Genomic DNA, 24,725 nt, shown 5'->3' with positions numbered 1-24,725 from the left:
TTTTTTCAGCAAAGCGAATTAAAAGACGCCGTTATGCCGGATTTTTCGCCGCTAATTGAGCGAAATCCTGAGCGAAACGGGAAACCTGCTGCCAGTCTGTATATTCAATTTCTTTAGTGCTATCTGTTTCCCCCCCAGTTATACGCATAATAAGTTGAATCATTACCCGATCGAACCAGCGGTAGCGTGGGTAGCGTAAGGCGCCAGCGAACACGCAGCACAAATCTGGCTGCCAGGGAGAATTCAGCAGAAACTTACGCGTATAGGCATTGGTCTGTACCGTGCGTTTTTCTGGCTTACGCGCAGTGAGGTTCACGGAGAAGAATGCGCTGGGTAGCCGCTGTAGAGAAGTCAGATGCTTACGGATAAATTGATTTACCGCAGGATGAAAGCGCCCGTATCGAATCGATGCCCCAATCAGAACCTGATCGTATTGGCCCAGATCGATATCATTCGCATTGAGTACGTTAACCACATCGCACTCCAGGATTCCTTTCAGAGTATTTGCAATATAGGAGGCAATCGCTCTTGTTTGCCCATCCCGACTCGAAAACACGATCAAAGCTTTCATTGTTCTTTATCCTTATGGGGACTATTCCCGCCAGAAGGTTGGCGTAAACAGCACTAAAAGCGTGAAGACTTCCAAACGACCAAACAGCATCGTCAGTATCAGAATCCATTTCGCCGTATCATTCATCGAGGTAAAATTCTCAGCAACGACGCCCAACCCCGGCCCCAGGTTATTCAATGTGGCCGCGACCGCCGCAAACGCGGAGAAATCATCAACACCTGTCGCAATGACGGCCAGCATGCTGACAATAAATACCAGCGCATACGCAGAGAAGAATCCCCACACGGCTTCAAGGATGCGTTCAGGCAACGCCCGATGACCGAGCTTAATCGTATAAACCGCATTCGGATGCACCAACCGTTTAAGCTCACGCGACCCTTGTAGGAAAAGCAGCAGGATACGAATCACTTTCAAGCCGCCCCCCGTTGAGCCCGCACACCCGCCAATGAATGCAGAGCATAGAAGCAAAACCGGCAGGAAAAGCGGCCACGATGCAATGCTATCCGTGGTAAATCCTGCCGTTGTCGCCATAGAGACAACCTGGAAGAACGCCTGATTGATTGTCTGCATCCCGCTGTCATAAACGTGGTGAAACCACAGGACAATCGTACACACAGCCACCAGCGACAGTTGAACGAAGATGAACATGCGGAATTCCGAGTCACGCCAGTATACCTTCAGGCTGCGACCGCTCAGCAGGGCAAAGTGCAAGCCAAAGTTACAGCCGGAAATCAGCAGGAATATCGCGATGATGGTGTTGATCGTTGGACTATTGAAGTAACCGATACTGGCATCGTGGGTAGAGAACCCTCCGACGGACACCGTAGAGAAACTGTGGCCAATCGCATCGAATACCGGCATGCCAGCCAGCCAAAGCGCGACAGCACAGGCAATCGTCAGTAAGAGATAAATCAGCCACAGCGTTTTTGCCGTATCGGCAATACGCGGGCGCATTTTGTTTTCCTTCAACGGCCCCGGCATCTCCGCACGATAAAGCTGCATCCCACCAACACCGAGAATCGGCAGGATGGCAACGGCAAGTACGATGATCCCCATCCCGCCAAACCATTGCAGCATTTGTCGATAAAACAGAATGGCTTTAGGCAGTGAATCCAGCCCGACCAGCGTAGTGGCACCCGTTGTCGTTAGGCCAGAGAACGATTCGAAAAAAGCGTCCGTTACGCCCAGATTAGGATGTTCAGCAAACAGGAAAGGCAGCGCACCGACGCTTCCCAGCACCGTCCAGAAGAGAACAACGATCAGGAACCCTTCACGAGATTTCAGTTCATGCTTCTGTTTGCGGTTTGGTAACCACAGCATGATGCCAATCGCCAGTGCGACAATAAATGTCTGCGTAAACGCTCGGCCTGCGCCATCGCGGTAAATTAACGCCACCAGTCCGGGAATAACCATTGTCCCGGAAAACAGGATAACCAACTGGCCGACAATACGAGTTATGGCGCGCAAGTGCATCGCAGGGAATTCCTTAATGATTCATAAAAAGCGCTGGGATTATTATGGAATCGGCAATAAATGCAACGCGCCGCGGCTTAAATCACGCAATTTCATTGCCGCCTCCTCGGTTCCCCTAACGGGGATAGAGAAGCGCAATACGACTTCCACGCCATACTCACTATGCAGAATTTTTCCACCAAGCTGGAAGATCAGGGATTCCACCTGGGGCAACAGTGCATAGTCACATTGTAAGCCATACTCTTTTTGCAATACTTTCTCTTGCAGCGATAGCAGCTTCAGCGCTTGCTGAACACCACCACCATAAGCCTTCACTAACCCACCCGTGCCCAGCGGGATTCCGCCATAGTAGCGTACGACCACGGCCGTAATCTCACCGATACCGCTTCCCATCAGTTGCGACAGCATCGGCTTACCCGCCGTGCCGGAAGGCTCACCATCGTCAGAAAAACCAAGCTGCTGGGAATCGTCAGGCGCCCCCGCAACAAATGCCCAGCAGTGGTGACCCGCCGAAGCATGCTCTTCCCTGACATGCTGGATAAACGCTTTCGCCGCGTCGATTCCCGGCGTTGCCGCCAGGATCGTCGTAAAGCGGCTTTTCTTGATTTCCTCACTGAAGCTCACTGACGCAGCAGGAATGGGATACGCTTGCATCAGGCCAGATTCAGGTCGCGCGTCATGTTCTCCACACGCCCGTCATGAATGACAATATTATCCTCGATACGAATACCACCAAACGGTTTCAACGCATCAATTTTTTGCCAGTCAAAGTGCTGACGCAATTCGCCCTCACGCCACGGAGCAAGCAAGGATTCGATGAAATAGATGCCCGGTTCGATCGTCATGACCATGCCAGGTTCAAGCACGCGAGTACAACGCAGATAAGGATGCTGCGACGGTGCCACCAGATGTGTGCCGCGATCGTCTTGCATAAATCCGGCGACATCATGCACCTGCAAGCCCAGCGGGTGGCCAAGACCGTGCGGCAGGAAAGGCGATGTCAGCCCCTGCTCCACCATGGCCTCTTCGCTGATGTCCCGCACCAACTGATGTGATTTCAGCAGCTTCGCAATCCGCTGATGCATCTGAAGATGGTAATCGGTATAACGCACTCCCGCCTGAACGGTATCAATCAATGACAGCATTTCCTGATTGAGATCTTTAATCAGCAGGGCAAACGCGCCATCGCTCTGCGCAGAATAGGTACGCGTCAGATCGGCGGCATAGCCGTTATATTCCGCACCCGCATCAATCAGAAAACTGCGGACATCGGAAGGCACCTGATGATCAAGCTGGGTATAGTGCAACACCGCGGCGTGCTCATTTAGCGCAATGATATTACCGTAAGGGACATCGATATCACGATGACCGGTGGCCGTCAGATACGCCAGGTTAATATCGAATTCGCTCATCCCAGACAGGAACGCTTCATGCGCCGCCCGGTGACCGATAACGGCGGTCTTCTGCGCTTCACGCATGCAGGCCAGCTCGTAATCCGTTTTATAAGCCCGATGGTAGTGCAGATAATCCAGCACGCCCTGAGGGTTAATATTGTCTGCACGAATCCCCAAATCCTGCGCACGCTGCGGGGCATAGCCGATATAGGCAACACGTTCGCGCTGCGAGGGAAGCAGTTGTCCAATATCATCAGCATTCCGTAGCACGGTAATATCGATGTCTTCAGTCCAAAAACTCTCGGGAACCGGTGCAACGTTATGCCAGTAATCCACCGGCGAGTAGAACCACAGTTTTGGCGGATTAACGCCGTCAACCCATAGCCAGCAGTTCGGCACCTGCGTGACGGGCACCCAAGCTTTAAATTGCGGGTTAACTTTAAAAGGATAGTCGTGATCGTCCAGAAAAACGGTCAACAGCTCACCAGAGTGAATCAGTAATGCGTCAAGCTGATGGCGCGCTAAAACCGCCTGAGCACGCGCTTGCAGCGTAGCCAGATGGTGATGATATAAAGAAGCCAGCTTTTCCATGAGTATCCTTGTACGTCACGACATGATCTCTCCATTTTAACACAGGCATTCCCCAAGGGCAGCGTCCGGTGCTTTGTGATCGATTCGGCAAAAAATTAATCTCTCGTTTGCAAAACGTTAACATTAAAACCACAATTCGATTATCTGGTCATACCAGATAACTCACACAAACAGCGGAGATAAACATGCTTTATCAAGGTGAATCCCTCTACCTTAACTGGCTTGAGGACGGCATTGCCGAGCTGGTATTTTCTGCCCCTGGCTCCGTAAACAAGCTAGATACCCGCACGGTTGCCAGCCTGGGTAAAGCGTTAGACGTTCTGGCGGAACAGCCGAATCTGAAGGGCTTACTGCTACGTTCTGACAAACCGGCATTTATTGTCGGTGCGGATATCACGGAATTCCTTTCCCTTTTTGCCGCACCGGCCGAAAAGCTGCATGAATGGCTTGTCTTCGCCAACAACATTTTCAGCCGCCTTGAGGATTTGCCCGTTCCCACGCTGTCCGCGATTAATAGCTATGCGTTGGGCGGCGGGTGTGAATGTGTGCTGGCGACCGATTTTCGTTTAGCGACGACGGATGCGCGAATCGGGCTACCTGAGACCAAACTGGGGATCATGCCGGGCTTTGGCGGCACGGTCAGGCTGCCACGCCTGCTGGGCGCGGACAGCGCGCTGGAGATTATCGCCGCAGGCAAAGACATCAGCGCAGCCGATGCCTTAAAAGTGGGGCTGGTGCAAGCCGTTGTCGCCAATGACAAGCTGGTTCCCGCCGCCATCAAGATGTTGAAACAGGCGATTAATGGCTCACTGGACTGGCAGGCTTACCGACGTCCGAAACTTGAACCGCTGAAGCTCAATAAGATCGAAGCCATGATGAGCTTTACCACCGCCAAAGCGATGGTGCTACAAACCGCTGGCAAGCACTATCCGGCACCGATGCTAGCGGTAAAAACCATCGAAGCTGCCGCGACCATGACACGCGATGATGCATTGCAGCTTGAGACGCAGCACTTCGTTCAACTGGCGCGTTCCAATGAAGCTCGCGCACTCGTCGGTATTTTCCTCAACGATCAGTATGTTAAAGGCAAATCGAAGAAGCTGATTGGCGAGACATCCGTACCGAAGCAGGCCGCCGTGCTAGGGGCAGGCATTATGGGCGGCGGCATTGCCTATCAATCTGCGCTCAAAGGCGTGCCGATTCGGATGAAAGATATCAACGAGAAGCCGCTCGCGCTGGGGATGAATGAAGCAGCCAAGCTCCTAAATAAGCAGATGGAGCGCGGCAAGCTGGACGGAATGAAAATGGCGACGATTCTGGCTAGCATTCAGCCAACGCTGGATTACGCCGGATTCGAGCGCACCGACATCGTGGTTGAGGCCGTGGTTGAGAACCCGAAAATCAAAGCCAGCGTGTTGGCAGAAACCGAATCGCACGTGAGTGAGAATACGATTCTGGCCTCGAATACCTCAACGATCCCGATTGCTTCACTGGCTGCGTCGCTAAAACGACCGCAAAATTTCTGTGGTATGCACTTCTTCAACCCGGTACACCGCATGCCGCTGGTCGAAATCATTCGCGGCCCTCAAACCAGCGACAGCACCATCGCCAGCGTAGTGGCTTACGCCAGCAAGATGGGCAAGACGCCGATTGTCGTGAACGACTGCCCTGGATTCTTCGTGAATCGGGTGCTGTTCCCCTATTTTGCTGCATTCAGCCTATTGCTCAGAGACGGTGCCGATTTCCGCGATATCGATAATGTCATGGAGAAAAAATTCGGTTGGCCGATGGGCCCAGCCTATCTGCTGGACGTTGTCGGTATTGATACCGCTCACCATGCTCAGGCCGTGATGGCTGAGGGCTTCCCACAGCGCATGGCGAAAGACTATCGCGATGCGATTGATGTGCTGTTTGAACACCAGCGTTTCGGGCAAAAGAATGGTCACGGCTTCTACCGTTATCAAACCGATAGCAAGGGGAAGCTGCGTAAAGAACAGGATGAGGCTGTAGATGCGATCCTTCAGGACATCAGCCAACCGAAAAAAACGTTCAGCGCAGAAGAGATTATCGCGCGCATGATGATCCCAATGATTAATGAAGTCGCGCGCTGTCTGGAAGAAGGTATCGTCGCCAGCCCCGCCGAAGCGGACATGGCGCTGGTATATGGGTTAGGTTTCCCTCCCTTCCACGGCGGAGCCTGCCGCTATCTGGATACGTTGGGGAGCGAACGTTATGTCGAGATGGCACAGCAGTTGGCGCACCTCGGCGCCATTTATCAGGTGCCAGACGGCTTGCAGCAAAAAGCCAGAAACAATGAAGGCTATTACCCATCGGTCGCGCCACACGCGGACGTTTCTTACGGTCAACCGGCATGAGGGCAGGAAATATGGAAAAGGTAGTCATTGTTGATGCCGTACGTACGCCGATGGGACGCTCCAAAGGCGGCGCTTTCCGCCAGGTAAGAGCCGAAGACCTGTCTGCACATCTGATGCGTAGCCTGCTGAGCCGTAACGCGGCGCTGGACGCCCGTGAGATCGACGATATCTATTGGGGATGTGTGCAACAGACGCTGGAGCAAGGCTTCAACGTCGCTCGCAATGCCGCTTTGCTGGCAGGAATTCCGATGAATGTCCCTGCGATCACGGTTAATCGGTTGTGCGGTTCCTCCATGCAGGCGCTCCACGATGCCGCCCGCGCCATTATGGTGGGAGACGCGAATGTCTGCCTAATTGGCGGCGTCGAGCATATGGGTCATGTGCCGATGGATCATGGCGTCGATTTTCATCCGGGGCTGAGTCGCACCATAGCTAAAGCCGCAGGTATGATGGGGCTCACGGCTGAGATGCTGGGGCGTATGCACAATATTAGCCGTGAGATGCAGGATCAGTTCGCCGCACGTTCGCACCAGCGCGCCCACAGCGCCACCCAGTCAGGAGCGTTTCGTCATGAAATTATCCCCACGGCGGGCCATGATGCAGACGGCGTGCTGCAACGCTTCGATTATGATGAAGTCATTCGCCCAGACACCACTGTCGATAGCCTAGCCGCCCTCAAACCCGCGTTCGATCCGGTTAACGGTACGGTGACAGCCGCATCATCCTCGGCGCTATCCGATGGGGCTGCAGCCATGTTGATCATGAGCGAATCCCGCGCGGCATCGTTAGGCTTACCGGTACGAGCCTGCATTCGGGCAATGGCCGTGGTTGGCTGTGATCCTTCGATTATGGGTTACGGCCCCGTCCCCGCGACCAAATTGGCGTTGAAACGAGCAGGGCTCAGTCTGACCGATATCGGCATCTTTGAATTGAATGAAGCCTTCGCCGCCCAGACGCTACCCTGCATTAAAGATCTGGGGCTGCTGGAACAGTTGGATGAAAAGGTCAATCTCAACGGCGGCGCGATTGCGTTGGGTCATCCGCTCGGCTGCTCAGGCGCACGCATCTCCACCACGTTGATTAATCTGATGGAAGGCCGCGACGTTCAGTTTGGCGTGGCGACGATGTGCATCGGCCTGGGACAAGGCATTGCGACGGTATTTGAGCGCGTCTAAACACAGGAAAGTTCTGCCAGAGCACGACTAGAAACCAAAAATCCCACAGCCGTGGGATTTNNATTTTGCTGCTTATGTCTTACTGCTATCGACTGCTTTAAATAAACGAAAACGCATCGCTGAACATGTGCGCTGCCAGCGCACCGCGCTCGTTACAAAAACGCTCACGTGCAATTTTCGCCATTTCAAAACGACCAGCAATATAGATATCCTGCTCTGCCAGTGAACCGTAATCCTGCAATACCGCACTCAGGACGGTCCCCGTTCTGCCATCCCATCCTGCTTCCGGCTGCTCAACGACCGGCACTACGCGCAGATTCGGGTGCTTGGCCGCAAAGCCTTCGAGCTCGGTTAAGTCATACAGATGCTGAGATTCACGGCCACCCCAGTAAATAGCGATATCACGCTCGGGTTGCTGCGCCAGCGCGGTCAGCAGAATAGAACGCACATACGAAAATCCGGTTCCGCCCGCAATCAACACCAAGGGGCGCGTGCTCTCTTCCCGCAGCCAGGCTTCGCCGTGCGGGATATCGACCATCAGGGATTTTTCCTTATGAATACGTTCCATCACGGCCATCGCGTAAAGATTCAGTTCGGACGCCCCAATGTGCAACTCAATAAAATTTTTATCCATCGGGGTCGATGCCAGTGAAAAAGGACGTTTATCTCGATCTCCCATCACCACCATCAAATACTGGCCAGCCCGAAAGGAAAACGGCGCTTCAGGTAATAAACGCACACGATAAACCGTATCGGTTATGGCTTCGACCGAAGTCACTTTACAGCTCAATGTTGTCATGCATTCCCTCTATAGGGTCATAAAAGCAAAACTGAGAACAGAGCAGCAGCCCTTAACGCCGAGGCTCTCTGTCACTAAAAATGGCCAGTTCATCCCATATGTCATCAACGCGGGCACAAACCTGCGGGTCTTTCTTGATGGGATGTCCCCACTCGCGCTGCGTCTCGCCAGGCCATTTATTGGTGGCGTCCAGACCCATTTTGGAGCCAAGGCCAGAAATCGGCGAGGCAAAATCAAGGTAATCTATCGGCGTATTTTCTACTAATACCGTATCGCGCGCCGGATCCATACGCGTCGTGATCGCCCATATGACGTCGTTCCAGTCACGCGCATTAACGTCATCATCGCAGACAATGACAAATTTCGTATACATGAACTGGCGTAAAAAAGACCAAACGCCCATCATGACGCGTTTAGCATGGCCAGGGTACTGTTTCTTCATGGTAACGACCGCCAGACGGTAAGAGCAACCCTCCGGTGGCAAATAAAAATCAACAATCTCAGGAAACTGCTTTTGCAGGATCGGCACGAAAACTTCGTTCAACGCCACGCCCAAAACAGCAGGTTCGTCCGGTGGCCGGCCGGTGTAAGTCGAGTGATAAATGGCATTCTGCCGCTGAGTAATATGCGTGACGGTAAAGACCGGGAAGTGATCGACTTCATTGTAATAGCCGGTATGGTCGCCATAAGGCCCTTCAGCTGCCATTTCTCCCGGTTCAATATAGCCTTCCAGAACAATTTCCGCACTGGCGGGAACTTCCAAATCGTTCGACAAACACTTCACCACCTCGGTCTTATGCCCGCGCAGCAAACCCGCAAAGGCATATTCCGACAGCGTATCAGGGACAGGCGTCACGGCACCGAGGATCGTCGCGGGGTCAGCGCCCAATGCAACAGACACCGGAAAACGCTGCCCGGGATTTTCCTGACACCACTCCTGGAAATCCAGCGCACCGCCGCGATGAGATAGCCAGCGCATGATCAGTTTGTTTTTACCCAGCACCTGCTGGCGATAGATTCCCAGATTCTGCCGCTCTTTATGCGGCCCGCGCGTCACGGTGAGCCCCCAAGTAATCAGCGGTGCAGCATCTTCTGGCCAGCACTGCATCACTGGAATCCGGCGTAGATCAACATCATCCCCCTGCCAAATCTGTTCCTGACACGGCGCAGAAGACTGGCGCTTCGTCGGCATATTCAGTACCTGACGGAACTTCGGCATTTTATCCACCAGATCGCGGAACCCTTTGGGCGGCTCCGGCTCTTTCAGAAACGCCAGCAGCTTGCCCACTTCTCGCAATGCGCTGACGTCTTCCTGCCCCATTCCCAATGCAACACGTTTCGGCGTGCCAAATAAATTGCACAGCACCGGCATATCATAGCCTTTGGGGTTCTCAAACAGGAGCGCAGGGCCTTCCGCACGCAGCGTTCGGTCGGCAATTTCCGTCATTTCAAGGTAGGGATCGATGGGCTGGGTAATGCGTTTCAACTCCCCTCTCTCTTCCAGCAGTGAGAGGAATTCGCGTAAGTCACGGTATTTCATGCTATTCATCGGGGGCAGTCTATCGTTCTGGCTATTATAAAGTCTCTTCGCCAACCTGTCGCTTCCCGAAGCAGCTATTATGGTAAGAATCTGCTCACTATCAAGAATCCGATCACCAAAATGTGGTAACAAAAATATCTGCCGAAAATTTTTTATCCGTGCCCGCTTTTGTTATGCTTGCTCGTCGGAATCATAAGTCTGCGAAATTATGGAAGCTTGGTACTTACTGTATTGTAAACGTGGTCAACTGCTGCGAGCGAAAGAGCATCTGGAACGTCAGGATGTCACCTGCGTGAGCCCGATGATCACGCTGGATAAGATCGTTCGTGGTAAACGAACGGAAGTGTGTGAGCCGCTGTTCCCAAACTACCTGTTTGTGGCGTTCGACCCCGAATGCATCCACACCACCACCATCAGCGCGACGCGCGGGGTGAGCAACTTTGTGCGATTCGGTGCACTGCCCGCGACCATTCCGCAGCAGGTTATCGATGAATTGTCACTTCGCCCTGTTCAGGGAATCATTGACCCACTGACGCCACAGCCTGGCGATAGCGTGGTCATTACCGACGGTATTTTCTCTGGTCTTCAGGCTATCTACACCGAGCCTGACGGCGAAGCCCGCTCGATGCTGTTGCTGAATATGTTGAATAAACAGGTCAGACAGAGCATCGATAACCGCGAGTTTCGCAAAGCTTAGTCTTTATAAAAAACATCGCCCTTCGAAAAACGTAGCTTGACGCCTCTGCTCTTTACCTTATCCGGCGCGTTTATCACGCGCCGGATAAGAACAGACCTAGCGTTGCATATGCTGATCGTGTAGCCACTGTGCGACACGCTTGGCAAAATAGGTCAACACACCATCTGCACCTGCGCGTTTAAAGCACAGCAGAGACTCCATCACTACTGGCTGTTCTTGCAACCAGCCGTTCTGAATCGCCGCCATGTGCATCGCATATTCGCCAGATACCTGATAAGCAAACGTCGGCACACCAAAGGTATCTTTAACGCGACGCACCACGTCCAGATAAGGCATCCCAGGTTTGACCATCACCATATCCGCGCCTTCCTGCAAATCCTGCGCAATTTCTTGTAAGGCTTCATCGCTGTTAGCAGGATCCATCTGGTAGGTTTTCTTGTTTCCACCTTTCAGATTGCCAGCTGAGCCCACGGCGTCACGGAAAGGCCCGTAATAGCACGACGCATACTTAGCCGAGTACGCCATGATCTGGGTATTGATCAGGTTTTGCGCTTCAAGGGTATCGCGGATAGCACCGATGCGACCGTCCATCATGTCGCTAGGCGCAATAATTTCGGCTCCAGCTTCAGCGTGTGACAACGCCTGACGTACCAAAATCTCCTTGGTGACGTCGTTAATCACATAGCCATCCGCATCGATAATCCCGTCCTGCCCGTGCGTGGTATAGGGATCGAGCGCCACATCCGTCAGTAAACCCAGTTCTGGGACAGCGTCTTTCAGCGCGCGAATTGTGCGAGGAACCAGACCATCCGGGTTATAGGCTTCTTCGGCATAGAGCGATTTCTTATCCGCTTCAATAACGGGGAACAGCGACAGCACCGGAACACCGAGCTTAGCGATCTCTTCGGCCTCTTTCAGAAGCACGTCGATAGTCATCCGATATACCCCCGGCATTGAGGGAACTTCCTGACGATGATTTGTCCCTTCCATCACGAAAACGGGATAAATCAAATCATTCACCGTCAGTTGATTCTCAGCAACAAGGCGGCGGCTGAAATCATGGCGGCGAATGCGACGCATACGTCGGCCAGGGAAAGTGCCGGGAAAAGCAGTGCTCATGTCATTATTCTCCTGAATCAGGCCAGCCGGAAAACTCGGCGGGCATTTTCATCTGTTGTCTGTCCCAACCATGTGGCATCTTCTCCACGCCACTCCGCAATCTGGCGGATAATATGAGGCAGATAACAGGGTTCGTTACGGCGGGAGGCCGGTTTAGGGCGTAAATCCCGAGGTAACAGATAAGGTGCGTCGGTTTCCACCAACAGCCGATCGGCAGGAATATGCGGCAGTAAGGCGCGCAGCTCAAGCCCGCGACGCTCATCGCAAACCCAGCCGGTAATACCGACCATCAGCCCCGCAGCCAGACACTCATCCAATTCATGACGATTGCCGGTAAAGCAGTGAACGACGGCGGCAGGTAACTGACTCAACCACGGCGTCAGCAGAGAGATAAAGCGGGAATGGGCATCACGACAGTGAAGGAAAACCGGCATGGACCGTTCGGCCGCTATCGCTAGCTGCGCACTGAACGCCCGTTCCTGCTCTTCTGGTGTCGAAAAGTTACGGTTGAAATCCAACCCACATTCACCAATAGCAACCACGCAGGCGGCGCTTGCCATCTGATGAAGCTGCTCAGCGATGCCGTCATTCCATTGGCTGGCATCATGCGGATGAACGCCTGCCGTTGACCAACAGTAATCAGGATAAGCTTGCGCCAGTAACATGGCCTGATGGCTTTCCTGAGCGTTTGTTCCGGTGATCAAGATGCCACTGACACCCGCTTGCTTTGCCCGGATGACGACCTGCTCCCGATCTTTTTCAAACTGAGAACTGGTTAGGTTGACACCGATATCAAACATGACTCTCACCTGCCCGTGACCGTTCACCGATTTTACGCTGGCGAATAAAAAAATAAGACCTCTCGAAGAGAGGTCATTTTACCGTCCTACCGCAGGAAACCGTTCGTTACTGCGATGGCTCTTCGGCTTCAGCACGTCGGCCTTTGCCAACATAAAACCGTGAGAAGAAGACGCCGATTTCAAACAGTAGATACATGGGAATCGCCAGCAGCGTCTGCGAGAAAACATCCGGCGGCGTCAGCAGCATCCCGACAACGAATGCGCCCACCAAAATATAAGGGCGTTTCTTCTTCAGATCTTCTGGCGTCACCACACCACTCCAGCAGAGCAGCACGATGGCAACGGGCACCTCAAACGATACGCCGAACGCCATGAACAGCGCCATAACAAAATCGAGGTAGTTATTGATGTCTGTCGCAATCAATACGCCAACCGGCGCGGTTTTTGCAAAAAAACCAAACGCCAGCGGGAACACCACAAAATACGCGAACGCCATGCCCGAATAAAACAGCAGACTGCTGGAAACCAGCAACGGCATCATTAAGCGACGCTCGTGTTTATACAAAGCTGGAGCCACAAATGCCCACACCTGATACAGCACCAGCGGCGCAGCGACAAACACTGAGACAATCATCGTCAGCTTTATCGGCGTAAAGAAAGGTGAGGCGACATCGGTCGCGATCATGCTGGCACCCGCAGGCAATTGCTCAATGAGCGGTGCAGAAACCAGTTGATAAATGTCGTTGGCAAAGAACACCAGCGCAATAAATACCGCCAGCACACAGATAATGCTGTTCAGTAGCCGCTTACGTAGCTCAATCAGGTGGCTAATTAGCGGTTGAGTCTCTTCATCGGCCATAAACTAACGACTATCGCTCGGTTGACGGGCAGAAACAGCAGAAGACTGGGACTGCTCAGGTTTGACATTATCGCTGCTGACAGCGTCATCACTCGCGGCGTTGTGACCATCATGGTGATGTTCAGCCACAGTAGCGCTTTCAGGTTTAGGTTGACTGACTACCGGACGTACTGCGGTTTCCGCTTCAATCACCCCATCGTAGGCCGCTTCGGGATCGCTCAGCGGGGTGCTGTGCTGCGGTTCCACCGTCGCGCGATGACCTTCTGACGTTTGGTGGTCATCTGGTTTTTGCGGCGACACTGTCTCGGCATAGCCACGTTTCATCGCTTCTGCCGCTTCTTTGAGTTCATCCATTGAGGCTTTCAACTCAGGCGACAGATTTTGCAAACTGGCTTTTTCGACTTTCTTCAGGCTTTCCTGAAACTCCTGGAGTTTCAGTTCCTGCGACAGCTCATTCTGAACCGTAGACGCCAGCGAACGCAGCGTCCTGATCCAGCTTGCAACCGTTCTGACTGCCACAGGCAAACGCTCCGGCCCGAGGACAATCAGGCCGAGAACCATCACCAACAGCAATTCACCAAAACCGATATCGAACACAGCTTACACCTGCTCTTTATGCTGGCTCTTCGTGTCATTCTGTTTGGTTTCTGATGGGTTATCAGTGATCGACTTAGTCGAAAAATCCGCATCTTGCTGAGTTTTATCTGCGTGATTAGAGGCTTGATCATCCCCCATCGCTTTCTTAAAGCCTTTGATCGACGCACCCAAATCTGAACCCAGTGTTTTTAATTTTCCGGTCCCGAATACCAGCACGACGAGAACGACAACAATCAGCAACTGCCAAATACTAATACCGCCCATAACATTTACCTCTTTTCAAAAAGGGGAACGACAGAATTCCCGTAATTATATCGAGTAATTCTGGCGTACATCATGATCTGCTTCAACGAGTTCGACGCCAGCCGATAATCCAAGCGACGATCCCTGCGGCCATCAGTCCTGCGGGAACCCTATCGGCTTCAACACGGCTGATCAGTAATAACGTACCACTGATTAGCAGCGTTGCGCCAATACCCAGAAGATATCGTGACTGTCCTTGACGAGAGTGCTGTGTCTTCAACTCATAGGCCAGCTTATCGACGCTTTGCTTTAACATCTTATGCTGACGTAGCCCGTCATAAAACAGCTCAGGGACTTCCGGCAGTTTTTCAGCCCAGAACGGCGCCTTTTCTTTAAGCGCACGGAAAACCGCAGACAAACCGACCTGTTGTTTCAGCCAGTTTTCCAGAAACGGCTTGGCAGTTTTCCACAGGTCAAGCTGCGGATAAAGCTGCCGACCCACACCTTCAACATACAGCAACGTTTTTTGCAGCAGCACTAGCTGCGGCTGTACTTCCATATTGAAGCGACGGGCCGTATTAAACAGATTCAATAATACATGGCCGAACGAAATTTCTGCCAACGGCTTCTCAAAGATCGGCTCACAGACCGTGCGAATGGCAAACTCAAAATCGGCAACATTCGTGTCCGCAGGCACCCAGCCCGAATCCACGTGCAGTTCGGCAACTTTGCGATAATCGCGGTTGAAGAAGGCAATGAAATTCTCAGCCAGATAGCGCTTATCTTCTTTATTCAACGAACCGACGATGCCGCAATCAATACCAATGTATTGCGGGTTCTCTGGGTGATCGTAGCTGATAAAGATATTGCCGGGGTGCATATCTGCGTGGAAGAAACTATCGCGGAACACCTGCGTGAAGAAAACCTGAACGCCGCGTTCTGCCAGTAATTTCATATCCGTGCCATTGGCTGTCAGCGCGTCGACATCAGAAACAGGAATACCGTAAATTCGCTCCATGACCAACATACTTTCACTGCAATAATCTGAATATATTTCCGGCACATACAGCATCGGGCTATTATCAAAATTACGCCGTAGTTGAATGGCATTTGCCGCTTCACGCAGCAAGTTCAGCTCATCAAGCAGCGTTTTTTCATATTCCAGCACCACTTCGCGCGGGCGCAGACGGCGGCCATCAGGCAACAGGTGCGGCAACCACCCCGCCAGACGTTTCATCAGGCGCATATCCGCCTTGATGACAGGCAAAATATCTGGGCGAATAACCTTGATAACGATCTCTTTTCCCGTGCTTTTCAGGCAGGCGGTATGCACCTGTGCAATCGAGGCAGAGGCCAGCGGTTTAATGTCAAAATCATCAAACCACTCTTCAAGGGGGACTCCGCCCATCGACAGCTCAATTTGCTCGCGCGCCAATTTGCCATCAAACGGCTCAACCTTATCCTGCAACATCGCCAGTTGATCGGCGATAGCCGGTGGGAACAGATCGCGGCGCGTGGACATCATTTGTCCGAACTTAATCCACACAGGCCCCAGTTCCTGAAGTGCCAAACGCAGACGTTCCCCTAAAGGCTTAGTGCGGTGACGATTGGGTAACCAGAACAGCAGACGACGACCCGCACGTAGCGGCAGCGTCAAACGCATTTTAGGAATCAGTTCGTCCAGACCATAGCTCAACAGTACACGCAATATACTGTAAAGGCGGCGTAATTCACTGGGCGTCATCGTAAAGCCTCCAGCTTCGCCAGCCGTTCGGACAACGTATCGGCGGATTTATCCAGCGCAACAATTTCCTCATGGAACCAGGCATTTTCCAGTTTTCTTGGAGCCAGTCGCCACTCTTCCGTTAGCGTCTCAGACAAGAAATGTTGCTGCTGATGGAATGAGCGTCTCAGGAAACTCAGGGTTTTCTGTGCCGTTTGGGTAAGCCCTTGAGCAACAATATCGCCCAGATAGGGGGACAACCACTCCGCCGGATCGAACTCCGCCAGATCAACCAGCACGATGAACTGTTGAACAACTTGAATATCGCCTTCTATCACCAGCTCGCCGCTGCGCATCAGCGACGATAGCTGTTGACGATCGCGTAATTTCATCAGAACCGGAACGCGTGTTTTCAGGCAGCAATCCGCTGGCTCGCCCCATTGGTTGATCACGTCCAGCCGCTGTTCGTTAAACACCAGCACCAAGGGCATATCCAGCTCAGCCAGCTCGATCTGAAGTGTTTTACCCTGTAAGCGCTGGCGGGCAGACTTCATACTTCGATCGCAAGAAAAACCACGATCGCAAGAAACCGTATCGTGAAAAAGCAGCTGATTCAGCGCGGTTTCCAGCGTAGCAGTCAGAAAAGACGTTATCAGCATTGGCGTTTCCAATCAGAATTTAAACCCACGATGCAGTGCAACGATTCCACCGGTGAGGTTGAAATAGTTAACACTGTCAAAACCGGCATCGATCATCATCCCTTTCAGCGTTTCCTGATCGGGGTGCATGCGGATAGATTCCGCCAGATAGCGGTAGCTCCCGGCATCACTCGCCACGGCTTCGCCAATCCTCGGCAGGATATGAAATGAATATGCATCGTAAACGGTGCTCAGCTGTTTAATGATCGGTTTGGAAAACTCCAGCACCAGCAAGCGACCACCCGGCTTCAGCACGCGGTACATGGAGCGCAGCGCTTTGTTTTTGTCCGTCACGTTGCGCAGACCAAAGGAGATAGTAATGCAGTCGAAGAAGTCATCAGGGAACGGCAGCGCTTCAGCATTAGCCTGCACGTAGTTGATGTTGTCGATAATGCCTTTGTTACGCAGTTTTTCGCGGCCCACTTTCAGCATTGATGCGTTGATGTCCGCCAGAATGACCTCACCACCTTCGCCAACCATGCGGGAGAATTTGGCGGTTAAATCCCCTGTGCCTCCGGCAAGATCCAGAACTCGCTGGTTACGTCTTACTCCACTACATTCGATAGTGAAACGCTTCCAGACACGGTGGATACCAAAGGACATCAGGTCATTCATCAAGTCATACTTTGCTGCTACAGAATGAAAAACCTCAGCCACCATGACTTCTTTTTCATCCCTGGCGACAGTCCGAAAACCAAAGTCGGCCGTTTTCTCCTGCTCACTTGCCATCTTATCCGCCTACTATTTCAGTCAAATTTCGGGTCTACCCATTAATGGTGAGAGTGTACCAGACCCGTATAAAAACCCCACTGCACTAATTTCACATAGCATGGTGCCAAGCCCGCGAAATCCATACCTATTTATATCCGTCATACTTCAAGCTGCTTGTGCGTTGGCTTCACGCAACTCGAATTATTTAGGATAGGTTACGGGTCGCTAAGGGGGATTCCCCTTCTTCGCCCTCCGTTTTCACGGTTGGTGAAACAGCGTCGGGCGCTGCGGAATCCGGTAATTCATCGCGTTCAGCGTGCTCATGGGCCGTTGCTTTTTCTGCTAATGACGGGCTGATTGTGCGTTTAATTTCTACACCCAGCGCACGGAACCCCTCAGCCTGGCCAATAAGGTTACCACGCCCAGAGGAAAGTTTATTCATCGCCTGACGATAAGTGCCCTGCGCTTTATCCAGACTCAGCCCCAGCGCTTCCATATCATCGACAAACAACCGCAGTTTATCGTACAGTCGCGACGCTTTTTCAGCGATCTGCTGTGCATTGCGGCTCTGTTGTTCATAGCGCCATAAATTGGTGATAGTGCGTAATGCCACCAACAGCGTGGTCGGGCTGACCAGCATAATATTGTGCTTTAGTGCCTCGTTGATCAATTCGGGCTGGCGATCGATAGCGACCAGAAAAGCCGGTTCGACCGGAATAAACATCAGCACGTAGTCTAGCGAACGCAGGCCCGGAAGCTGCTGGTAATCTTTACTGCTCAACTGCCGAATATGGCTGCGAACCGAGAGCAAATGTTCGTTCAACGCCACACTGCGCTCTGCGTCATCGTCACTATTGAAATAGCGCTCGTAGGCCACCAGCGACATCTTGGCATCGATCACGACATCTTTGCCCTGCGGTAAGCGCACGATGACATCCGGTTGCAGGCGGCTATTTGCTCCCGTCTGCACACTGACCTGTGTTTGGTACTCATAGCCTTCACGCAGGCCGGAAGCTTCCAGTACGCGGCTTAACACCACCTCGCCCCAGTTACCCTGCGTTTTGTTATCGCCTTTCAGCGCTTTCGTCAGGTTGATGGCCTCATGTGCCATCTGCGCGTTCAGCTGTTGCAGATTGCGGATTTCGTGCGCCAACGTGTGACGCTCGCGCGCTTCCGCCCCAAAGCTGTCCTGCACCTGACGACGGAAGCCATCAAGCTGCTCACGTAGCGGCATCAGCAGCTTATCCAGACTCTGTTTATTTTGTTCATCCACTTTGCGGCCGCTGTGTTCAAAAATCCGGTTCGCCAGATTCTCAAACTGTGTCGTCAACCGCTGTTCGCTGTTTGCCAGCAGCCGCTGCTTCTCTTCCGCCGCCATACGGGTTTCTTCCAGCCGAATGGTGACTTCCCGTAGCTCCGCTTCCTGTGCGCTATTGATTTCACGCAGCGTTCGCAGTTCCTGATTGAGCTGCACGCACTCCTCGCGGAGTTCACTGAGCTGTTGCAGCTTTTCATGGCTGGCAGAGAGTTGAGCGTGAACCGTGCGCAGCTCCAGCTCGTTTTGCCGTAGCCGCTGTTCGTGCAGCTGCTTTGTCTGCTGCTGTTCGCTGAGCGACTGCTGAGTCTGCTGTAACGTCTGTGCCAGCAACCGCTGTTCGGTGTCATGCTGCGACAGCTTCTGCTGATGAATCAGGCTGGCAATCAACCACCCGATCAGTAGCCCTACCGCGCCGCCGCCCAGACCATAAAATATGCTGATATCCACTTTGCCTCCGCAGGCCTTTCACGCTGTCGGTCAAGGTAAAATGATACTGTATGGATGTCCAGAAACAATTCTGATGGGGAGTAGGTTGAGCAAAAAAATGCGAACCGCATTCCATATGAAAATGGATAGATGATAATTTGCAGAAGAATCAGATCGGTAAGGGTAGAATTCCCCCAACGCGGAACACCACGCTGGGGGAACAGAACAGAGGTGGGCGAGTTAAGCTAAGCGCTGCTTCGCATCACTAATCGCTTTAGCGACCTGCTGCGGTGACACGCCACCTTGTGCAGCACGCTTATCTAGGCAGGATTGTAACGCCAGAATCGGGTACACATCCTCGCCAATCACAGCGCTGAATTTTTGCAGATCGGCCAGCGGCAACGCTTCCAATGCTTTGCCCTGACGAATGGCTTCAACCACCGCTTCACCCACGATATGGTGCGCTTCACGGAATGGAACGCCTTTCGCGACCAGGTAATCCGCCAGCTCTGTCGAGTTCGCGTAGCCTTGCTCGGCTGCTTCTTTACAACGTGGACGCTTCACCTGAATGCCTTCCAGCACCAGACCCGCCATCATCAGGCAGTCGTGCCAGGTATCCAGCGCGTCAAACAGCCCTTCTTTGTCTTCCTGCATGTCTTTGTTATACGCCAGCGGCAGGCCTTTAAGCGTCATCATCATGCCGGTTAACGCGCCCTGTACGCGACCACATTTACCGCGAATCAGCTCCAGTGCATCCGGGTTTTTCTTCTGCGGCATCAGGGAAGAACCAGATGTCACACGGTCAGACAGCTCAACGAACGCCGCTTCACCGCTGTTGAAGAAGATCAGATCTTCGGCAAAACGAGACAGGTGGATCATGCCGATCGACGCATCGGACAGCAGTTCCAGTACATGATCGCGATCGGAAACCGTATCCAGACTGTTACGCGTGGCCGAGGCAAATCCCAGCCAGCCCGCCAGTTGCTCACGGTCGATCGGATAAGCCGTTCCCGCCAGCGCGCCACAGCCCAGCGGGCTGACATCCAGACGCTTCAGCGTATCTTCCAGACGGCTTTCATCACGCGCCAGCATTTCGTGGTAGGCAAGACACCAGTGTGCAAACGTCACCGGCTGTGCGCGCTGCAAGTGGGTGTAACCCGGCATCACCGCATCCTGATTGGCTTCAGCCGTCGTGACCAGCGCCTGACGCAGCTGGCGTACCGACAGCAGCAGCTCTGCAATCTGCGCTTTGCACCACAATTTCAGGTCGGTCGCGACCTGATCGTTACGGCTACGACCGGTATGCAGTTTTTTACCTAAAGCGCCGACTTTCTCAATCAGGCGCTGTTCAACCCAGCTGTGAATGTCTTCTGCATCGCTTTGCAGGATCATCTCAGGGTCAGCCTGTACCTCAACCAGCAACGCATTCAGCGCCTGTTCCAGTTGCTGCTGCTCCTGCTCGCTGAGCACATTGACCGTCACCAGCGCTTTCGACCAGCCGATCGAGCCAACGATGTCCTGTTCCGCCAGACGGTAATCAAACCGCAGTGAGTCATTAAATTGTTTAAAACGCTGATCTGCTGCCTGACTAAACCGACCGCCCCACAAAGCCATAACGATTACTCCCAGAATTTAATTCATGTTGGTATCGCATCATGCCATACCCAGAAACGACTTACGCCAGAATACGTGTACCAATCGCCACGCCGTTGAACAGCGCAGGTAGCTGCTCGGCATGACGCCAACTAGCGATATCAACCGGACGCCCCAGCGCACGCGCGGCATCCAGCGCGGCGTTGACCTTAACAATCATGCCGTCGGTAATAATGCCCTGAGCAATCAGTTGCTCGGCTTTCTCCGCCGTCATTTCAGCAATACGCTGGCCTTTACCGTCCAGAATGCCACTCACGTCAGACAGCAGGATTAAATCCGCGCCCAGCGTTTGCGCCAGCGCCGTCGCCGCCTGATCGGCGTTGACGTTCATCAGGTCGCCCTGCGCCGTAATACCAATGGAGCTGACGACTGGCAGGTAGCCCGCAGACAGCAGCGTATTCAGCAGCGCAGGCGATCCCGCTTCCGCTTTGCCCACAAAGCCCAAAGACTCATCGAGCTGCGTGACCGTCGTGCTGCCGCCATCGCCCAGACACAGACCAACTGCGTTGATATCATGCTTCTTCGCCCATGACAGCAGCGTCTTGTTGGCGGATCCCGCCAGCGCACCGGTGATGATGTCGATCTGATCGGCTGGCGTGACGCGCAGGCCGTTTTTCTTCACGACTGGCAGCGCCAGCTTCTTCATCAGCTCGTCCACCAGACAGCCGCCGCCGTGCACAATCACCAGCGGACGCTGATGCTCCTGACGGTAAGCCACCAGTGCGGTGAACAGACGCTCCAGCGCTTCTTCGCTATCCAGTAAAACGCCACCTAATTTGATAATTAACGGATTCATTATGCTTCGCGCCTCGAAATGTCGGGACCAGTAGTCATTAAATTAACGATTGGGTTTCAGGGAAACCAAAACGAATGTTCATGCATTGTACAGCCTGTGCCGCCGCGCCTTTCAGCAGATTATCTTCGGTTGCCACCACGATGAGGTGTTCACCGTCAACGGAGAAACCGATATCGCAGAACGGCAGGCCGACAACGGATTTCAGCGCCGGCACGCCCTTGTCATACAGGCGAACCAGCGGCTTATCGTGATAGGCGTTGTGATAGGCTTCGGCAACATCCTGCTGGGTGACGCCCGGTTGCAGGCGGCAGGTGATGGTTTCCAGAATACCGCGAGCGAAGTTGCCCAAATGCGGCGTGAAGATCACTGGCGTGCCGAGGTGCGTTGAAATTTCAGGTTCATGACGATGGTTGAAAATACCGTACGGTTGCAGGCTGACTTCGCAGAAGCTGTTGGTCATAGACGCTTTACGCCCTGCCCCGCTCACGCCGCTCACGGCATTAATCACCGGCCATTGCGCCGGGTTCAGCAATTGCGCGTCCAGCAGCGGCTTCAGCGCCAGCTGTGCTGCCGTTGGATAACAGCCCGGCACCGCAATCAACTGCGCGTGTTTTACACTTTCAGCACGCCATTCAGCCAGCCCGTAAACCGCTTTTGCCAGCCAGTCAGGGTGCTGATGCTCAAAGCCATAGTAGCGACGATAAAAGTCGGCATCCTGTACGCGGAACGCACCAGATAAATCAAAAACGGTGCAGCCTGCCGCCAGAAAAACAGGGGCCAGATCGTGGCTGACTTTGTGGTCGGTCGCCAGAAAAACGACATCCACGCCTTTCGCCGCTTCTTCCGCATCGGTCAGCGGTTTTACCGGTACATCAATAATGCCTTTGAGCTGCGGATGTAAATCAGAAATCAATTTTCCTGCATCGACACTTTGCGCAGAAACCATCAAAGCGGTTATGTTCATCTGTGGGTGACGGTTCAGGTAGAGCGCAAGCTCAGCGCCGGTATAACCACTTGCACCAACAATCAGCGTATTCAGCATGGGATCCGTATACCTTCTTACTTATCTATGAAACAGGTAACCGGGCTCACCAGCGTCGGTACGCTGTTCACCCGCGAAACTCAGTGAAAGTGACGAATCGCCATCGCCGTACCTTTGGGTTTCCTTTCGCTGAGCATTATTGTATTTTTATTCAAAATAAATGCATGAATATTGATACTATCCTAACCAGAGGCTGTCAACAGTGAAGATGAATTTACCCCCTTTTATTGAGCTATATCGGGCATTGATCGCCACACCGTCCATCAGTGCCACCGACAGCGCGCTCGATCAAAGTAATCATACCTTAATCAACCTGCTGGCAGGCTGGTTCGGCGATCTCGGCTTCCATGTGGAAGTCCAACCGGTTCCCGGCACCCTCAATAAATTTAATATGCTGGCGCGGATTGGTGAAGGAAAAGGTGGCTTATTGTTGGCAGGCCACACCGACACCGTCCCATTCGATGATGGTCGCTGGACGCGCGACCCGTTCACGCTGACCGAACATGACAACAAGCTGTACGGCTTGGGTACAGCGGATATGAAAGGTTTCTTTGCCTTTATTCTGGATGCGTTACGCGATATCGATCCGACCAAGCTGACAAAACCGCTCTATGTGCTGGCAACGGCAGATGAAGAGACGACCATGGCCGGTGCCAAGTATTTCTCTGAATCCACGCAGATTCGCCCGGACTGCGCCATCATCGGCGAACCGACGTCGCTGCAACCGGTGCGCGCCCACAAGGGCCATATGTCCAACGCGATCCGCATTCAGGGGCAGTCCGGCCATTCCAGCGATCCTTCGCGCGGCGTGAACGCGATTGAACTAATGCACGAAGCCATTTCTCACCTGCTGGTACTGCGTAACACGCTACAGGAACGCTATCACAACCCGATTTTCCACATTCCTCACCCGACCATGAACCTCGGCCACATTCACGGCGGCGATGCCGCTAACCGCATCTGCGGCTGCTGTGAATTGCATATGGATATCCGTCCGCTGCCGGGCATTACGCTTAACGATCTGGACGGACTGCTGTCAGAAGCGCTTGAGCCCGTCAGCCAGCGCTGGCCGGGCCGGTTGACCATCAGCGAGCTGCACCCTCCGATTCCTGGCTATGAGTGCCCACCCGATCACCGTCTGGTGTCAGTCGTAGAGAAGCTGCTGGGGACGAAAACGGAAATCGTGAACTACTGCACCGAAGCCCCGTTTATTCAGACACTGTGCCCGACGCTGGTTCTGGGACCGGGATCGATCGAGCAGGCGCACCAGCCGGATGAATATATTGATACCAAGTTTATCAAACCAACGCGTGATCTGATCTCGCAGGTGATTCATCACTTCTGTCACCACTGATCCGATGCAAGCGGCCTTGTCAGCTACGCTGGCAGGGCTACTTTGAGACAGCTCATGAAAAAGAAAGACTTCATCGCGCAGGATTTACTGAGCAAAATCTATCGGCACACCGATCCGCTGCCGGAAAAGCTGCCGCCGGAACGCCAACTGGCGGAAGAATACGGCGTGTCGCGTTTTACCCTCCGTCAGGCGCTGGAAAAGCTCGCCAGCATCGGCGCGATCCATATGGTACAAGGCTCGGGTAACTTCATTAATCAGGGCGTACGCAGCAATCCGCTGGTATATAACTCGATTACCGAAAAGAAATTTAATCAGATTTCATTCCGTCTGCTTAGCCTGCATAAGCGATTGCCGAATCGTGAAGAGCAGCAGGTTTTTGCTATCAGCGAAAATACGTTCATCTGGGAATTTAGCCGGTTACGTTATGTCGATAACCGCAAAGTGCAGATTGAGATATCAAAGATGCCCGCCGCGGATTTCCCAGACATGAGCCAGAAGATTATTGAAAGCTCGATTCAGCAGTATGTGCTCAGCAAGGGCTATGCGATTTCACACTACCTGACGCATTATCAGGCGGTTAACGTCACCAAAGCACAGGCTGAGCTGCTGGGCTGCAAGAAAGGCACGGCGGCGATGCATATTCTTAATCGCGGTATTTTACAGGGCGGTCGCGTGTACGAAGCGAGCGATATCATCGACATCAACTACGCCTGCACCTACGTCATCCCCTTTAACCGCGATAACCTGAATTTCCGCCAGTCGCCGTAAGAC

Annotated in this window: 23 protein-coding genes; 5 read left to right on the top strand and 18 right to left on the bottom strand. The window is 53.1% G+C overall.

The genetic code is table 11. The features are described from left to right. Positions 1 to 31: 31 nt before the first annotated feature. The 4 genes from hemG to pepQ are packed head-to-tail and all read right to left on the bottom strand — an operon-like array spanning position 32 to position 4,029. Positions 32 to 571: a menaquinone-dependent protoporphyrinogen IX dehydrogenase gene (gene hemG, locus H0248_RS16960; RefSeq protein WP_180786807.1), complete on the bottom strand. Its 540-nt coding sequence runs from the start codon at positions 569 to 571 to the stop codon at positions 32 to 34. 21 nt (positions 572 to 592) lie between these two features. Continuing rightward, complete coding sequence (gene trkH / locus H0248_RS16955; RefSeq protein ID WP_180786806.1) at positions 593 to 2,044, bottom strand: Trk system potassium transporter TrkH; 1,452 nt, start codon at positions 2,042 to 2,044, stop codon at positions 593 to 595. A gap of 42 nt (positions 2,045 to 2,086) precedes the next feature. Further along, positions 2,087 to 2,698: an IMPACT family protein gene (locus H0248_RS16950; protein WP_180786805.1), complete on the bottom strand. Its 612-nt coding sequence runs from the start codon at positions 2,696 to 2,698 to the stop codon at positions 2,087 to 2,089. Then, entirely contained in the window at positions 2,698 to 4,029 is a 1,332-nt protein-coding gene (gene pepQ, locus H0248_RS16945; RefSeq protein ID WP_180786804.1) for a Xaa-Pro dipeptidase, read from the bottom strand. The genes H0248_RS16950 and pepQ overlap by 1 nt, the downstream gene beginning before the upstream one ends. Before the next feature lie 185 nt (positions 4,030 to 4,214). On the opposite strand from pepQ, the gene fadB reads away from it, so the two are divergent. Together fadB and fadA are read left to right on the top strand one after the other, a co-directional pair. After that, positions 4,215 to 6,404: a fatty acid oxidation complex subunit alpha FadB gene (gene fadB / locus H0248_RS16940; RefSeq protein ID WP_180786803.1), complete on the top strand. Its 2,190-nt coding sequence runs from the start codon at positions 4,215 to 4,217 to the stop codon at positions 6,402 to 6,404. Between the two features lie 11 nt (positions 6,405 to 6,415). Then, positions 6,416 to 7,579, top strand: coding sequence for an acetyl-CoA C-acyltransferase FadA (gene fadA, locus H0248_RS16935; protein WP_180786802.1), 1,164 nt, complete (start codon positions 6,416 to 6,418; stop codon positions 7,577 to 7,579). 97 nt (positions 7,580 to 7,676) lie between these two features. Here fadA and fre read toward each other — a convergent pair whose 3' ends face one another. Together fre and ubiD are read right to left on the bottom strand one after the other, a co-directional pair. Next, positions 7,677 to 8,378 carry an NAD(P)H-flavin reductase gene (gene fre / locus H0248_RS16930; RefSeq protein ID WP_180786801.1) on the bottom strand — a complete coding sequence of 234 codons (702 nt, stop codon included), beginning with the start codon at positions 8,376 to 8,378 and terminating at the stop codon, positions 7,677 to 7,679. Between the two features lie 52 nt (positions 8,379 to 8,430). Then, positions 8,431 to 9,927, bottom strand: coding sequence for a 4-hydroxy-3-polyprenylbenzoate decarboxylase (gene ubiD, locus H0248_RS16925; RefSeq protein WP_180786800.1), 1,497 nt, complete (start codon positions 9,925 to 9,927; stop codon positions 8,431 to 8,433). Positions 9,928 to 10,126: 199 nt separating this feature from the next. Here ubiD and rfaH point away from each other — a divergent pair, with 199 nt between their 5' ends. Further along, entirely contained in the window at positions 10,127 to 10,615 is a 489-nt protein-coding gene (gene rfaH, locus H0248_RS16920; protein ID WP_180786799.1) for a transcription/translation regulatory transformer protein RfaH, read from the top strand. 96 nt (positions 10,616 to 10,711) lie between these two features. On the opposite strand, the gene hemB is transcribed toward rfaH, so the two are convergent. The 12 genes from hemB to argC form a co-directional block, all read right to left on the bottom strand. Further along, positions 10,712 to 11,734: a porphobilinogen synthase gene (gene hemB, locus H0248_RS16915; RefSeq protein ID WP_010283816.1), complete on the bottom strand. Its 1,023-nt coding sequence runs from the start codon at positions 11,732 to 11,734 to the stop codon at positions 10,712 to 10,714. A 17-nt stretch (positions 11,735 to 11,751) separates the two neighbouring features. Further along, the gene (gene tatD / locus H0248_RS16910) at positions 11,752 to 12,534 is read right to left on the bottom strand and encodes a 3'-5' ssDNA/RNA exonuclease TatD (RefSeq protein ID WP_180786798.1); all 783 of its coding nucleotides are present in this window, start codon (positions 12,532 to 12,534) and stop codon (positions 11,752 to 11,754) included. A gap of 106 nt (positions 12,535 to 12,640) precedes the next feature. After that, positions 12,641 to 13,393, bottom strand: coding sequence for a Sec-independent protein translocase subunit TatC (gene tatC / locus H0248_RS16905; RefSeq protein WP_180786797.1), 753 nt, complete (start codon positions 13,391 to 13,393; stop codon positions 12,641 to 12,643). A gap of 3 nt (positions 13,394 to 13,396) precedes the next feature. Beyond that, positions 13,397 to 13,990 carry a Sec-independent protein translocase protein TatB gene (tatB, locus tag H0248_RS16900; RefSeq protein ID WP_180786796.1) on the bottom strand — a complete coding sequence of 198 codons (594 nt, stop codon included), beginning with the start codon at positions 13,988 to 13,990 and terminating at the stop codon, positions 13,397 to 13,399. Between the two features lie 3 nt (positions 13,991 to 13,993). After that, positions 13,994 to 14,254, bottom strand: a complete 261-nt coding sequence (tatA, locus tag H0248_RS16895) for a twin-arginine translocase TatA/TatE family subunit (RefSeq protein WP_180786795.1) — start codon at positions 14,252 to 14,254, stop codon at positions 13,994 to 13,996. 82 nt (positions 14,255 to 14,336) lie between these two features. After that, on the bottom strand, positions 14,337 to 15,977 hold the full coding sequence (ubiB, locus tag H0248_RS16890) for a ubiquinone biosynthesis regulatory protein kinase UbiB (protein WP_180786794.1): 1,641 nt from the start codon (positions 15,975 to 15,977) through the stop codon (positions 14,337 to 14,339). Beyond that, the gene (gene ubiJ, locus H0248_RS16885; RefSeq protein ID WP_180786793.1) at positions 15,974 to 16,615 is read right to left on the bottom strand and encodes a ubiquinone biosynthesis protein UbiJ; all 642 of its coding nucleotides are present in this window, start codon (positions 16,613 to 16,615) and stop codon (positions 15,974 to 15,976) included. The genes ubiB and ubiJ overlap by 4 nt, the downstream gene beginning before the upstream one ends. A gap of 12 nt (positions 16,616 to 16,627) precedes the next feature. Next, positions 16,628 to 17,383: a bifunctional demethylmenaquinone methyltransferase/2-methoxy-6-polyprenyl-1,4-benzoquinol methylase UbiE gene (ubiE, locus tag H0248_RS16880; RefSeq protein WP_010283801.1), complete on the bottom strand. Its 756-nt coding sequence runs from the start codon at positions 17,381 to 17,383 to the stop codon at positions 16,628 to 16,630. Between the two features lie 187 nt (positions 17,384 to 17,570). Then, the gene (rmuC, locus tag H0248_RS16875; RefSeq protein WP_180786792.1) at positions 17,571 to 19,130 is read right to left on the bottom strand and encodes a DNA recombination protein RmuC; all 1,560 of its coding nucleotides are present in this window, start codon (positions 19,128 to 19,130) and stop codon (positions 17,571 to 17,573) included. Positions 19,131 to 19,349: 219 nt separating this feature from the next. After that, the gene (gene argH / locus H0248_RS16870) at positions 19,350 to 20,723 is read right to left on the bottom strand and encodes an argininosuccinate lyase (RefSeq protein ID WP_180786791.1); all 1,374 of its coding nucleotides are present in this window, start codon (positions 20,721 to 20,723) and stop codon (positions 19,350 to 19,352) included. A 61-nt stretch (positions 20,724 to 20,784) separates the two neighbouring features. Further along, the gene (gene argB, locus H0248_RS16865) at positions 20,785 to 21,558 is read right to left on the bottom strand and encodes an acetylglutamate kinase (RefSeq protein WP_039278775.1); all 774 of its coding nucleotides are present in this window, start codon (positions 21,556 to 21,558) and stop codon (positions 20,785 to 20,787) included. A gap of 37 nt (positions 21,559 to 21,595) precedes the next feature. After that, positions 21,596 to 22,600 carry an N-acetyl-gamma-glutamyl-phosphate reductase gene (argC, locus tag H0248_RS16860; protein WP_180786790.1) on the bottom strand — a complete coding sequence of 335 codons (1,005 nt, stop codon included), beginning with the start codon at positions 22,598 to 22,600 and terminating at the stop codon, positions 21,596 to 21,598. Positions 22,601 to 22,802: 202 nt separating this feature from the next. On the opposite strand from argC, the gene argE reads away from it, so the two are divergent. Together argE and H0248_RS16850 are read left to right on the top strand one after the other, a co-directional pair. Further along, positions 22,803 to 23,954 (top strand): acetylornithine deacetylase, encoded by a 1,152-nt coding sequence (argE, locus tag H0248_RS16855; protein ID WP_131526237.1) that lies wholly within the window; start codon positions 22,803 to 22,805, stop codon positions 23,952 to 23,954. A 54-nt stretch (positions 23,955 to 24,008) separates the two neighbouring features. Further along, positions 24,009 to 24,722, top strand: coding sequence for a GntR family transcriptional regulator (locus H0248_RS16850; protein ID WP_180786789.1), 714 nt, complete (start codon positions 24,009 to 24,011; stop codon positions 24,720 to 24,722). The last annotated feature ends 3 nt before the right edge of the window (positions 24,723 to 24,725 follow it).

The sequence above is a fragment of the Pectobacterium brasiliense genome (assembly GCF_013449685.1).
Taxonomy (GTDB): Bacteria; Pseudomonadota; Gammaproteobacteria; order Enterobacterales; family Enterobacteriaceae; genus Pectobacterium; species Pectobacterium brasiliense_A.
Note: the sequence above shows the minus strand (reverse complement) of the source record. Positions and strands in the feature narration are given on the sequence as shown.